This window comes from Streptomyces sp. GD-15H (assembly GCF_045291515.1).
GTDB lineage: Bacteria > Actinomycetota > Actinomycetes > Streptomycetales > Streptomycetaceae > Streptomyces.
In genome coordinates this window covers 5,898,401-5,910,437 of record NZ_CP149447.1, presented here as the reverse complement: position 1 = coordinate 5,910,437, position 12,037 = coordinate 5,898,401, and the positions used below count along the sequence as shown (strand labels likewise).

The following is a 12,037-nucleotide window of genomic DNA, read 5'->3' as shown; positions in this document are numbered from 1 at the left end:
GGCGTGCGATGACTTTTTGCGTCCGCTCGGTGACCCGGCGGTTACGGCCCGTCTACAGGGCCGCCGCGCCGTGTTCGCGCAAGGCCTGGTCGTACTGCTGGAGGACCCACAGTTCGTTCTGCACGGAGGCCAGTTCGGCGGGGTCGCCCTGGGAGGAGAGGCGGGTCAGCCGGCCGGTGATCTCGCGGATGTGGCGCTCGACGGCGCGGCGGCGGACGGTGACCAGCTGGGCGCCCGCGTAGTTCTCGTCGACCTCCTTGACGCCCCGGTGCAGCATGATCGCCTCGACGGCGAGTTCGGTGACCATGGCACGGACGGTGTCGTCGGGGGCGGCGTCGCGGACCCGGATCAGGTACTCCTGCGGGTCCTGGATGCCGTACTCCGCGCCGCCCGCCTCCAGGACGGCCTGGCGCACCGCCGCGTAGACCGGGGCGGTGAACTCGTCGACGCCGTAGGCGTCGAAGGCGGGAGAGACCAGCCCGGGGTGCTGGAGGGCGAGCTTGAGCAGTTCCCGTTCGGTGGCGAAGACGGGGTTGCGGAGGTTGAGGGCGGGACCCCGCGAGTGTACGGGTGCCGGGCCGGCGGCGTACTGCTGCGGGCCGCCGCCGCGCTGCTGCCGGTCGGGGGCGGGGCCCTTGCCGCCGCGGTCGCGGGCCCAGCGGGCGAGCTGCGCCACCCGCTTGACCACGAACTGGGTGTCGAGGATGCCGAGCATCCCGGCGAGCTGGACGGCGACCTCGTGCTGGGCGCCGCTGTTCTTGATGCGGGCCACGATCGGGGCGGCCTCGTCGAGGGCGGCGGCGCGGCCGGCCGGGGTGTCCAGGTCGTAGCGGCTCACGATGTGGCGGAGCGCGAACTCGAAGAGCGGGGTGCGGGGTTCGGCCAGGTCGGCGACCGCGTCGTCGCCCTTGGCGAGGCGCAGGTCGCAGGGGTCCATGCCGTCGGGCGCGATGGCGATGTACGTCTCGGCGGCGAACTTCTGGTCGTCCTCGAAGGCGCGCAGGGCCGCCTTCTGGCCGGCCGCGTCACCGTCGAAGGTGAAGATCACCCGGGCCGAGCCGTTGTCCATCAGCAGCCGGCGCAGGATCTTGATGTGGTCGTTGCCGAAGGCGGTGCCGCAGGTCGCGATGGCGGTGGTGACACCGGCGAGGTGGCAGGCCATGACGTCGGTGTAGCCCTCGACGACGACCGCGCGGGACGACTTCGCGATGTCCTTCTTCGCCAGGTCGATGCCGTACAGCACCTGGGACTTCTTGTAGATCGCCGTGTCGGGGGTGTTGAGGTACTTGGGGCCGTTGTCCGCCTCGTACAGCTTGCGGGCGCCGAAGCCGACGACCTCGCCGCCGATGTCGCGGATGGGCCACATCAGCCGGCCGCGGAAGCGGTCGATGGGGCCGCGGCGGCCCTCCTGGGAGAGGCCGGAGAGCAGCAGCTCCTTGTCGGTGAAGCCCTTGCCGCGCAGGAAGCGGGTGAGGTGGTCCCAGCCCTGGGGGCTGTAGCCGACGGAGAAGTGCCGGGCGGCCTCCTGGTCGAAGCCCCGCTCGGCGAGGAAGGTGCGACCGGTGTCCGCCTCGGGGGAGGTCGCGAGCTGCTCCACGTACCAGTCGGCGGCGATCCGGTGGGCCTCGACCAGGCGGATGCGCTCACCGCGCTGGTGGGCCGGGTTGTACCCGCCCTCCTCGTAGCGCAGGGTGATGCCGGCCTGGGCGGCGAGGCGCTCGACCGCCTCGGAGAAGGAGAGGTGGTCGATCTTCATCACGAACGTGAGGGTGTCGCCGCCCTCCTGGCAGCCGAAGCAGTGGAAGAGTCCCTTGCTCGGGCTCACCTGGAAGGAAGGCGACTTCTCGTCGTGGAACGGGCACAGGCCCTTGAGGTTGCCGCCGCCGGCGCCGCGCAGCTGGAGGTACTCGGACACCACGGCGTCGATCGGGACCGCGTCCCGTACCGCCTTCACGTCCTCGTCGTTGATCCGTCCAGCCACGCCCGAAGTCTACGGTGGTCCGCCGGCAGTCAGGCTGCGAGGCTTTCCAGCGGGACGTGCGGGTCGGCCAGGGAGTCCGTGTCCACCGGAGTTCCGGAGCGGATCAGCCGCTGGATCGGGTCCGTGACGTCCCACACGTTGACGTTCATCCCGGCCAGCACCCTGCCCTCCTTCACCCAGAACGCGATGAACTCCCGCTTGCCCGAGTCGCCCCGGATCACGACCTGGTCGTAGGAGCCCGGGGGCGCCCAGCCGGAGTACTCCATCCCCAGGTCGTACTGGTCGCTGAAGAAGTACGGCACCCTGTCGTACGTCTCCTCCCGGCCGAGCATCGCGCGGGCCGCGGCCGGACCGCCGTTGAGGGCGTTGGCCCAGTGCTCGACGCGCAGCCGGGTGCCGAACAGGGCGTGCGGGAAGGAAGCGACGTCACCGGCCGCGTGGATGTGCGGGTCGGAGGTGCGCAGCCGCTCGTCGACCTGGACGCCGCCGCCGTCCGCGCGGTCGGCGATCTCCAGGCCCGCCGCCCGGGCGAGGCCGGTGCGCGGGGCCGCGCCGATCGCCGCGAGGACCGCGTGCGCCGGGTGCTCCTCGCCGTCGTCGGTGCGGGCGGCGAGGACCATGCCGTCCTGTCCGAGGATCTCGGTGAGGGTGGCGCCGAAGTGGAAGCGGACGCCGTGCTCGTGGTGCAGGTCGGCGAAGAGCTGGCCGAGTTCCGGGCCGAGGACCGAGTGCAGCGGGGTCTCCCCCCGGTGCACGACGGTGACCTCCGCGCCGTACTCGCGGGCCGCCGCCGCGACCTCCAGGCCGATCCAGCCCGCGCCGGCGATCACCAGGTGGCCGTTGTCACGGCCGAGGGAGGTCAGGACGCCCTTGAGGCGTTCGGCGTGCGCGAGGCGGCGCAGGTGGTGGACGCCGGCGAGATCCGTGCCCGGGATGTCCAGGCGGCGGGGCTCGGCACCGTTCGCCAGCAGCAGTTTGTCGTAGCGGACGGTGGTGCCGTCCTCGCCGAAGCGGACGGTCTTCGCGGCTCGGTCGACGGCGTCGACGGTCTGGCCGAGGTGCAGCTCGACGTCGTGGTGCGCGTACCAGGCGGGCTCGTGCACGAAGACGCTGTCGCGTTCCTCCTTGCCGAGGAGGTAGCCCTTGGACAGGGGCGGCCGCTCGTACGGGTGGTCCCGTTCGTCACAGATCAGCAGTACTCGGCCGGTGAATCCCTCCGCTCGCAGCGTCTCGGCCGCCTTCGCGCCGGCCAGGCCGCCTCCGACGATGACGAATGTCTGATCCGCGTCGACCACTTGATGCCTCCTGCAGGGGGTCTGGGGGTGTCCCCCCAGAAAACACTGTCGGTGCCGCCACCTGTGAGCGTCCCGCACACAGGGTGATGCGGGAAGGGGGAGTGACCCGATCAGGCCACGGACGGTCACCTTCGGGCGAGCACGCGCCACCCGTGCCCCACCGGCCTCGGGTGTTGCGGCTGCTCGGTTTGTTCGGGTTCTTCCTCATCCCTGCCCCGTCAGACGGGTGTGAAGCGAGCGGGCCGAGGCGTCGGTGAGGGACGCGATCTGGTCGACGATCACCCGTTTGCGCGCGCGGTCGTCCGGGGCCTGCGCGAGCAGTGTGCGGAACTGCGGGTCCAGGCCCTCGGGGGCGCGGGCGGTGAGCGCCTCGGCCAGTTCGACGACGACGATCCGCTGGTCGGCGCGGAGCAGTTCCTGCTCGGCGCGCTGCATGACGTACCGGTCGGCGACCGCCTTGAGGACGGCGCACTCCATACGGGTGTCCCTGGGGACGACGAGTGCGGCTCCGTAGCGGGTGAGACGGCCACTGCCGAACCTCTGCCGGGTGGCGCCCTCGGCGGCGAGGCAGAAACGGCCGATGAGCTGGCTGGTGGCGTCCTTGAGGCGGGCCTGGGCGACCGCTGTGCCGTCGTAGCCGTGCGGCCACCACTCCTGGGCGAGGAGCCGGTCGAGCGCCCCGGCGAGTTCCGCCGGGTCGGTGCCGGCGTCGGCGTAGCGGCCCACGGCGACGGCGAAGACCGCCTGCCGCTCGGGCTCGGCGTGCAGGCAGTTGGGGTCGATGTGGCCGGCGTGCAGACCGTCCTCCACGTCGTGCACCGAGTAGGCCACGTCGTCGGCCCAGTCCATGACCTGGGCCTCGAAGCAGACGCGGCCCTCGGGGGCGCCCTCGCGGATCCAGTCGAAGACGGGGCGGTCGTCCTCGTAGACGCCGAACTTCGGGGAGGCCGGGTCGGTGGGGTGGCCCTCTCGGGGCCAGGGGTACTTGGTGGCGGCGTCGAGGGTGGCGCGGGTGAGGTTGAGACCGACGCTGGTGAGGTCGCCGGAGACGGGGTCGGGGACGAAACGTTTGGGTTCGATGCGGGTGAGGAGGCGGAGCGACTGGGCGTTGCCCTCGAAGCCGCCGCAGTCCTCGGCGAACTCGTTCAGCGCCTGTTCGCCGTTGTGGCCGAAGGGCGGGTGGCCCAGGTCGTGGGAGAGGCAGGCGGCCTCCACCAGGTCCGGGTCGCAGCCGAGGGCGGCACCGAGCTCCCGGCCCACCTGGGCGCACTCGAGGGAGTGGGTGAGGCGGGTGCGGGGACTGGCGTCCCAGACCGGGCTGGCCGCTCCGGGGGTGACGACCTGGGTCTTGCCGGCCAGGCGGCGCAGGGCCGCCGAGTGCAGCACGCGTGCGCGGTCGCGCTGGAAGGCGGTACGCCCGGGACGTTTGTCGGGCTCCGCGGCCCAGCGGGCGACCGACGCCGGGGCGTAGCCGGGGGGCGGGACGTGGTTCTCGTACTCCTGCGACGCCGGGCCGGTGGGGGCGGGGGTGCTGGTGCCTGCCATGCCTCGACACTACGGGTAGGCGGTGACAGCCGGGGCGCGCCCGCACGGCGACGCCCCCGCCGGATCGTCGACACTGTGGGCGAATCCGGGGGCTGAACGTGACGTCGGCCTTCACGACCCGTTGTGGTCGTGAAGGCCGACGTGGTGTTCGGGGAGGGTGTCGGTGTCGTTGCGCGCCAAGAGGATCGACGGGGTTCCAGCGGAGACGGCCCGGGTGACACGGGCTGCGTTCCCGAAGGGCAGTTTGGCGACGCGGATCCGTGACGAGTCGGGTGGGCTGTTCTCGGACGCGGACTTCGCCGGGCTGTATCGGCCACTGCCATGAACTTTCACCGCCTTGACGCAGGGTGGAACGACACCCCAAAGGCCCGCACTCGAACATCACACGTGGCAGCCCTCCGGCCTGCTGAGTCGATTCCTGACTCGCCGGACAGTCCCTAGCCGTCCACCAACGAGGCCACCAGGCGCGTCATGGCGGACCGTGGGTCAGGCGTGCCGGGCCAGCTGGTCATCAGAAGGTGGTGGGCGGTACCTACGATCGCGAGAGCCATGGTGCGCGGGTCGACGGTCTCCCCCACCCTGCCGAGCCCCTGCTCGGCCTTCAGATAGCCGGTGATGGCCTCCTGGATTGCGGTGAAGCCCGGTGCCCCGCCTCGCAGGGCCGCGCGGATGTGCAGCGCGGCGGCAGGGCGAGTCATGGCCAGGCCCGACAGGGAGGGGCCGCCTGAGTCGAACAGCGCGAGGACGACAGCGTCGAGGTTCCGCGCCACCGTGCCCTGCCCGGCGAGCACCGACAGCGCCTGCGCCTTCGCCGCCGTCCGCGCGAACCGGTCGAGGCAGAGCTCGGCCACGAACGCGTCGAACCCTGCGAAGTGCGCGTGCAACAGCCCCTTGGCACAGCCCGCCTCGGTGGTGACGGACCGGCTGGTGAGCGCGCCGGGGCCGTCCCTTTCCACGACATGCTCCGCGGCCGCGAACAGCCGCTCGCGCACGTCCGGCGTCGCCACTCCGCGCGGTGACATGGGCCTCTCTTCCGTTCTGCCGCCATCGCCCACAAGGGGCACAACTCCTCGAATGATAGGGGGGATTGTCTATTTGGGCACACGCCCATACAGTTTGGGCGCACGCCCATTCTCCGTCGTTCCACCTCAGGAGGCTCCCGTGTCAGACGTCGTCAACACCGAGCAGGCAAAGGCATGGAACGGCCCCGAAGGCGCCCACTGGGCACGCAACCAGGACCGCTGGAACGCCGTGAACGAGGGTTTCAACGAGCCGCTGCTCGAAGCCGCTGCAATAACCGCGGCTCATCGGACCCTCGACCTCGGCTGCGGCTCCGGGCAGACCACGCACCTCGCCGCGCTCCGGGCGCCCCAAGGGAGCGCGCTGGGCCTCGACCTGTCCGGCCCCATGCTGGCTGAGGCGCGGGCCCGCGCGGAGAAGGACGGCATCACCAACGTCTCCTTCACGCAAGGCGACGCGCAGGTGTACCCCTTCGAGCCTGGCGCGTTCGACGCGGCGATCAGCCGCTACGGGGTGATGTTCTTCGCCGACCCCGTAGCGGCCTTCGGCAACGTCGGCCGGGCACTGCAACCCGGTGGGCGCCTGGCGTTCGTCTGCCCGGCCGATGCCATGCTCAACGGCTGGGTGGCGGCGGTGGCGTCACTGCGCGACTTCCTGCCGGTCGGCGACTTCGGGAGGTCGGGGCTGCCCGGAATGTTCTCCCTGGCCGCCCCGGACTGCATCCGTGACGTCCTCACCGCGGCTGGATTCACCGGCATCACCATCACCCAGGCGCAGGTGTACGGGGCATGGGGACGCGGAGCCGAGGACGCGGCGGAGTTCCTGCTGGGAACGGGCCCCGGTCGCCACCTGATGGAGCAGGCCGACGCGGCTGCACGGGCCCGCGCCCGCCGCACCCTGACGGAACATCTGCGCGACCACGAGGCGGCGGACGGCACGGTCCGGCTGCGCAGCACGTCGTGGCTGGTCACGGCAGATCGCCCGGCCGACCCATCGGACAGGCTCTAGAGCGGCGGGTGCGTGTTCTCGGGTCTCGGCTGGGTCGTCCCTGTGTGCGGGCACTGATCCCCACGAACACCATGGAGAACCCGGCGGGCCGGATTCGCCAACAGTGCCGATCGTCCGGCGGGGGCGTCGTGCGGTACGGGCCGGGCCGGCTACTCGGCCGCGGTCCTACGGCGTCGCATCCACCACACCAGGCCACCGCCCGCGGCTGCCAGCGCCGCGGCGACGGCGACGAGCAGGCCGACAGGCGTGTCGGATCCGGTGTGGGCGAGGTCGCCGCCCGGGGAATCCGGCGTGTCCCCGGTCGGCCCGGGGTCCGGGCTCCCCGACGGCGTCGGGTCCGGCTTGCCCGGGTCGTCGGTGGGCTTGCCGGTCGGGGTCGGGTCGGGCTTGCCGGTCGGTGTCGTTGTCCGGGTCGGGCATCTGGTCGGCGCGCATGCTGTACTGCATGCCCTCGCCCTCGGCCAGGCCGCCGACGTAGCGCAGTTCGAGGGTGGTGAAGTCGATGCCGCCGGGGCCGCCCCTGGGCAGGGTGCCGCGGATGTCCAGGCGACGGGCTTCGGCCTGGAACCGCTTGGCCTCGTCCAGCGTGCGGCCGGAGCTGAGGGCCCGTTGGTTGGCCGGTCCGCGGGTGCCGCAGGTGGACGCGGAGGCGGCCAGGGTCCGGGTGCCTCCGGTCTGGCAGTCGGGCGCGAACCAGCGCTGGCGGTCGGAGTACCCCCTTGAGGGGGGTCCTGCCGGCGGGGTTACTGGGCGCCGTCATGCCCCGAGGGTGGAGGCGGCACGTTGCCTGGCCGTTGCGCGGACGTCACGGGGGTTTTCCAGCGGTTCACGGCGAGGCCCTGGGTGGGTGCGAGGTGGCGTGACCTGGAGTTCCGTCGGGCCGAGTGAAGCTGGTCACAGGGCGCGAAGTGAACCAACGGGCTCGCCGGGGCGTCTCTGACGGTCGAGAGCCGACCCGGGAGGGGCCGTCCGATGCGCCGTTTCACCGTTCGCCGACCGCGTCTGCCGCGCACCCGTACCGGGCAGCGGCGGCTGGTGCAGGCGGGGATGGTGGCGTGCGTCCTGGCGCTGCTGCCGGCGACGTGGATGCACCTGGCGGCGGACGTCCGCCTGCGCACCACCGCCGACGTGCCCCGCACCCACGTCGCCGTGGTCTTCGGCGCGGGCCTGTGGGGCGGGGAGCCGTCGCCGTATCTCGCACGCCGGCTGGACGCGGCGGCCGAGTTGTACCGGGCGGGCCGGATCGAGGTGGTCCTGGTCACCGGCGACAACAGCCGTGAGGAGTACGACGAGCCGGACGCGATGCGCGCCTATCTGACCCGGCACGGTGTGCCCGACGCGCGCATCGTCAGCGACTACGCGGGCTTCGACACCTGGGACTCCTGCGTCCGCGCGAAGAAGATCTTCGGCGTGGACCGGGCCGTGCTGATCAGCCAGGGTTTCCACATCCGGCGCGCGGTCACCCTGTGCCAGGCTGCCGGTGTCTCCTCGTACGGCGTGGGCGTCGACGACCGGCACGACATCACCTGGTACTACGGGGGCGTTCGGGAGATCCTCGCCGCGGGCAAGGCGGCGGCGGACGCCGCGTTCCGCCCGGACCCCCGGTTCCTCGGGCCGGAGGAGCCCGGGGTGGAGCGGGCCCTGGCGGACATCCGCGCCCCGGAAACCGCGGACTGACAGCGCGCGTCTCACGGCATGCCGGCGCCATGGCACACGACGCGGATCACGGTGACGCTCCCGACGGAGCAGGTCGCCGAAGCGGTGGCGCGTCAGCTGCGGCACCAGTTGTTCGGCGCCGACCTGCTGCGCCCTCAGGAGGAGTACGGGTCCTTCGCCGAGGAGGAGTTGGCGAAGGCGCACTCCCGGATCCTCGGTACCACGGATGTCGACGGGTCAAAGGGCGCGACGTGATGGGAAGGCGGGCGGTGCCTCCGCCGGCCCCGGGATCACGCGCACGCCCTCCTCCACCCGCCGCATCCCGCTCGGGGCCAGCATGCCGAGACGCCGCCGGAGCCTCGGCTTGTCCACGGGGTGCGGGCCGAGTAGAGGTCGCGGATCTCCTGAGAGGCGGCAACCTCGGTCGAGGCACCGCGCCGTTGCCGCGAGACACGACGCACTCGCTGTCCGCTACGAGACGACCGTCCTGGTTGCAGCCCTCAACGAGTGCCTGCGACCAGAGGCTTCGCTCACCTCGTGGCTAACCTGAGCGATCGTGAACAGACGACGGCAGAAGAAACTGTCAAAGCGTCTCGTCGAGGCGGCGACGTTCGGCGACAGCACCGATGTCAACGCTCTGCTGCGGGCCGGGGCCCACCCAGAGGCAAGCGACGGCGAGGGCACCACGCCTCTCTACGCGGCATCGGTCAACGGAGCCACCGACAACGTCCGGTGTCTGCTGGCAGCCGGGGCCTTGCCCGACACCGAGAGCGGACGCGGCGCGGAAGGCACACCCCTGTGCGCGGCCGCCTGCTGGGGCCATACCGAGACGGTGCGTGCACTCCTCGCCCACGGCGCCGACCCCGATCTCCGCGAAGACCACGGCATGGGCCGTTCCCCGCTGGAATGGGCGATGACCGGGCCCTACCCCGAAACGATCGCCATGCTTCTCGCGGCAGGTGCCCGACCACACAACCGAGCCGCATCACCCATCTCGTAGTGCCAGGTCCCGTGACCCGCTTTCGATACACGCCCGGGGCCGCAGCGATCCCGGACTTGCCGGACGGACGGCGCGACCCCATAGGCTGAGCCCCCGCCCGCACTGTCTGGGGGAGTCATGACCAGTAGGTTCACCGAGTTGGCCGTCGACTGCCACGATCCGGAGCGGCTCGCGGCCTTCTGGTGCGCGGTCCTGGACTTCAGGGTGATCGACCGGAGCGAGGGCAAGGTCGAGATCGGCTCCTGGGAGCCGACCGTCGAGGAGGTCCTGGTCCGCCAGATGCCGCCCACCCTGCTGTTCACCCGGGTGCCCGAAGGCAGGACCGTGAAGAACCGGCTCCACCTCGACGTCAGCCCGATCGACCGCAGTACCGAGGACGAGGTGGCCAGGCTGCTCGGCCTCGGCGCCTGAACCGCCCCGGCTCTTCCTCGACCGGTTCGCCACCGAGGACGGGCGGGCCCGGTTCACACCCGTTTCGCACCGTGCGAGCGCCGGGGAGCCCGACGACGGGTATCCCGTGCTGCTGACCACCGGGCGGGTCGGGGCGCAGTACCAGTCCGGCGCGCAGACCCGACGCGTCGACGAGCTGAACGCCGCCGCGCCCGGCCCGTTCGTGGAACCGCACCCACGCCTCGCGGAGCGGCTCGGCGCCGCCGAGGGTGATCCGCTGGCCCTGGTGTCCCGGCGGGGCCGGGCCGTGGCACCGGCGCGGATCACCACCGCGATCCGCCCCGACACCGTGTTCCTGCCGTTCCACTGGGCCGGCGAGGACCGCGCCAACACCCTCACCCACCCCGCCCTGGACCCGACCTCAGGAATGCCGGAGTTCAAGGTGTGCGCGGTACGGGTGGAGGCGGTGGCGCCGCAAGGCCTGTCCGCCGACCGCGGCGGCGGGCGGGGAGCGGGGGCAAGGTGAGTGAGTCACCCGTTCACAGCCGCGCGGCGCGCCCTTCGGCTTCTTTCCCCGACGGGGCCGTCGTACGTCGGTGACCTGCTGAAACAGGATGCGGGCAGGCCCCGGCCGGGCGGGCCCGACACCCGTTCATCCCATTCCTGACTGTCCTTCAGGAAGCGCGCCGTGCCCGGTGGCACTTACCTCGGACAGGCAGGGACGCGACTGACGGCGGCACATGGGGGTGCCGCGGGCGTGGCCCCTGCGTGAGCCCGAGGGAGCATCGATGCGAGGTATCGCCTGGTTGCTGACCTGTCTGCCTGGTGTGGCCGGTCTGAGCGGCCCCACGCTCGCCTTGGCCGCCGCGGGGCTGCTCGTCGCTCCCGCCGTGCACGCCGGGGATGCGGACGCCGCCCCGGCGGGGCGCACTCACGGCACGGCGTCCGGGAACCTGGAGGTGTACCCGTCCTCGGTCGTGGCCGGCGCGCAGGTGACGGTGAACACCGCGGCGTGCGGGGACCGCGACACGGTCGCGGGCGACGCCACCGCCGTGGGCGCCGGCCGTTTCACCATGGCGCCGAGCGCGCACGAGCGGGACTCGATCGGCCATTTCCGGGTGCCGCCGGGCGCGCAGCCGGGGACGTACGAGATCGTCGCGAAATGCGCCGCCGGCGGGCAGCGGGTGACCGGCGACCTGGTGGTCACGCTGACGTCCGCGGCCCAGCAGGTGTATCCGCGCGGAAGTGTGAAGACGGGGGTCGGCGGTGCTCTGGGTCCCGACCCCGTACAGACCGCGGCCGGCGTGGCGGCTCTCGCCGTCGCCGCCGCGGGCGGTACCTGGCTCCTGCATCGCCGGGCGAGAGGCGACGGGATCTGACGGGCACCCTCCGCTGCCCGTCCACCGGTACCGCGTGTCCCCTCCCCCTCCGGGTCCGACGCCCCTCGCGGCCCGGAGGGGGCACGGGGCCGACTCTGGAGAGGTCAGTCCGCGATGCGCAGCAGGTTCAGCCGGGCCGGCGGGCCGAGCAGCACGGCCATGGTGTTCGTGAGCGTGTTCGCCCTGTGCTGCGGGCTGTGGCTGCTGCGCGACGTGGCCGGGACGCACGCCCCGCCCCAGCCGTCCGCCGCCCAGGCCCACTCCGGGCGCGCCGGTCTCGTCGCCGGCCGCTCCGCCGTGCTGCCTCCCTCCCCGCCGGACAGGGTCCGCATCGCCGCGATCGACGTGGACGCGCCGTTGACGGGCCTCAGACTGACCGGCACCGGCAGCCTCGACGTGCCGCCGCCCGAGCGGAAGAACCTGGCCGGCTGGTACGAGGCGGGCACCACGCCCGGCGAGACGGGCACCGCGATCGTCGCGGGCCATGTCGACAACGCCGACGGCCCCGCCGTCTTCTACTCCCTGGGCGCCCTGCGCAAGGGCAGCACCATCGAGGTGGACCGGCTGGACGGCCGCACCGCCGTGTTCACGGTGCACGCCGTCGAGGTGTACGACGCGAGGGCCTTCCCCGACGAAAAGGTCTACGGCGCGGCGAAACGGCCCGAACTGCGGATCATCACCTGCGGCGGCGGCTACTCACGCACCACCGGCTACCAGGGCAACGTCGTCGTCTACGCCCACCTGACGGGCAGCCGCTGAGGCT

The 12,037-nt window shown here is 72.4% G+C and carries 10 protein-coding genes and 3 pseudogenes; 8 read left to right on the top strand and 5 right to left on the bottom strand.

The genetic code is table 11. From position 1 onward, the window contains the following. Nucleotides 1-52: 52 nt before the first annotated feature. The 4 genes from dnaG to WJ438_RS27855 all read right to left on the bottom strand — a co-directional run bounded on the left by dnaG (nucleotide 53) and on the right by WJ438_RS27855 (nucleotide 5,843). Nucleotides 53-1,981, bottom strand: coding sequence for a DNA primase (gene dnaG / locus WJ438_RS27870; RefSeq protein WP_406727658.1), 1,929 nt, complete (start codon nucleotides 1,979-1,981; stop codon nucleotides 53-55). 29 nt (nucleotides 1,982-2,010) lie between these two features. Next, a complete protein-coding gene (locus WJ438_RS27865) occupies nucleotides 2,011-3,276 on the bottom strand; it encodes an NAD(P)/FAD-dependent oxidoreductase (protein ID WP_406727657.1) in 1,266 nt (421 codons plus the stop codon). A 204-nt stretch (nucleotides 3,277-3,480) separates the two neighbouring features. Beyond that, entirely contained in the window at nucleotides 3,481-4,821 is a 1,341-nt protein-coding gene (locus tag WJ438_RS27860; protein ID WP_406727656.1) for a deoxyguanosinetriphosphate triphosphohydrolase, read from the bottom strand. A 437-nt stretch (nucleotides 4,822-5,258) separates the two neighbouring features. Next, nucleotides 5,259-5,843, bottom strand: coding sequence for a TetR/AcrR family transcriptional regulator (locus tag WJ438_RS27855; RefSeq protein WP_406727655.1), 585 nt, complete (start codon nucleotides 5,841-5,843; stop codon nucleotides 5,259-5,261). A gap of 139 nt (nucleotides 5,844-5,982) precedes the next feature. Between WJ438_RS27855 and WJ438_RS27850 the strand changes: the two genes are divergently transcribed. Continuing rightward, nucleotides 5,983-6,849, top strand: coding sequence for a class I SAM-dependent methyltransferase (locus WJ438_RS27850; RefSeq protein WP_406727654.1), 867 nt, complete (start codon nucleotides 5,983-5,985; stop codon nucleotides 6,847-6,849). A 149-nt stretch (nucleotides 6,850-6,998) separates the two neighbouring features. On the opposite strand, the pseudogene WJ438_RS27845 reads toward WJ438_RS27850, so the two are convergent. After that, nucleotides 6,999-7,106 (bottom strand): annotated as a pseudogene (locus WJ438_RS27845) (LPXTG cell wall anchor domain-containing protein); the annotation flags it as partial. A gap of 715 nt (nucleotides 7,107-7,821) precedes the next feature. Between WJ438_RS27845 and WJ438_RS27840 the strand changes: the two are divergent. The 7 genes and pseudogenes from WJ438_RS27840 (at nucleotide 7,822) to WJ438_RS27810 (ending at nucleotide 12,033) form a co-directional block, all read left to right on the top strand. Further along, nucleotides 7,822-8,526, top strand: coding sequence for a vancomycin high temperature exclusion protein (locus WJ438_RS27840; RefSeq protein ID WP_406727653.1), 705 nt, complete (start codon nucleotides 7,822-7,824; stop codon nucleotides 8,524-8,526). Nucleotides 8,527-8,544: 18 nt separating this feature from the next. Further along, complete coding sequence (locus WJ438_RS27835) at nucleotides 8,545-8,760, top strand: hypothetical protein (RefSeq protein WP_406727652.1); 216 nt, start codon at nucleotides 8,545-8,547, stop codon at nucleotides 8,758-8,760. Between the two features lie 301 nt (nucleotides 8,761-9,061). Further along, nucleotides 9,062-9,505 carry an ankyrin repeat domain-containing protein gene (locus WJ438_RS27830; protein WP_406727651.1) on the top strand — a complete coding sequence of 148 codons (444 nt, stop codon included), beginning with the start codon at nucleotides 9,062-9,064 and terminating at the stop codon, nucleotides 9,503-9,505. A 117-nt stretch (nucleotides 9,506-9,622) separates the two neighbouring features. Continuing rightward, a pseudogene (locus WJ438_RS27825) lies at nucleotides 9,623-9,913 on the top strand (VOC family protein); the annotation flags it as partial. Then, nucleotides 9,912-10,421, top strand: a pseudogene (locus WJ438_RS27820) (molybdopterin oxidoreductase family protein); the annotation flags it as partial. The pseudogenes WJ438_RS27825 and WJ438_RS27820, both read left to right, overlap by 2 nt. A gap of 262 nt (nucleotides 10,422-10,683) precedes the next feature. Beyond that, on the top strand, nucleotides 10,684-11,274 hold the full coding sequence (locus WJ438_RS27815) for a hypothetical protein (protein WP_406727650.1): 591 nt from the start codon (nucleotides 10,684-10,686) through the stop codon (nucleotides 11,272-11,274). Nucleotides 11,275-11,388: 114 nt separating this feature from the next. After that, nucleotides 11,389-12,033, top strand: coding sequence for a class F sortase (locus WJ438_RS27810; RefSeq protein WP_406727649.1), 645 nt, complete (start codon nucleotides 11,389-11,391; stop codon nucleotides 12,031-12,033). Nucleotides 12,034-12,037 lie beyond the last annotated feature (4 nt).

What these genes read in the sequence shown, in the direction of transcription:
- WJ438_RS27860 (WP_406727656.1), bottom strand. Translation starts at nt 4,821, where the DNA reads ATGGCAGGCACCAGCACCCCCGCCCCCACCGGCCCGGCGTCGCAGGAG.
- WJ438_RS27855 (WP_406727655.1), bottom strand. Translation starts at nt 5,843, where the DNA reads ATGTCACCGCGCGGAGTGGCGACGCCGGACGTGCGCGAGCGGCTGTTC.
- WJ438_RS27840 (WP_406727653.1), top strand. Translation starts at nt 7,822, where the DNA reads ATGCGCCGTTTCACCGTTCGCCGACCGCGTCTGCCGCGCACCCGTACC.
- WJ438_RS27835 (WP_406727652.1), top strand. Translation starts at nt 8,545, where the DNA reads ATGCCGGCGCCATGGCACACGACGCGGATCACGGTGACGCTCCCGACG.
- WJ438_RS27815 (WP_406727650.1), top strand. Translation starts at nt 10,684, where the DNA reads ATGCGAGGTATCGCCTGGTTGCTGACCTGTCTGCCTGGTGTGGCCGGT.
- WJ438_RS27810 (WP_406727649.1), top strand. Translation starts at nt 11,389, where the DNA reads ATGCGCAGCAGGTTCAGCCGGGCCGGCGGGCCGAGCAGCACGGCCATG.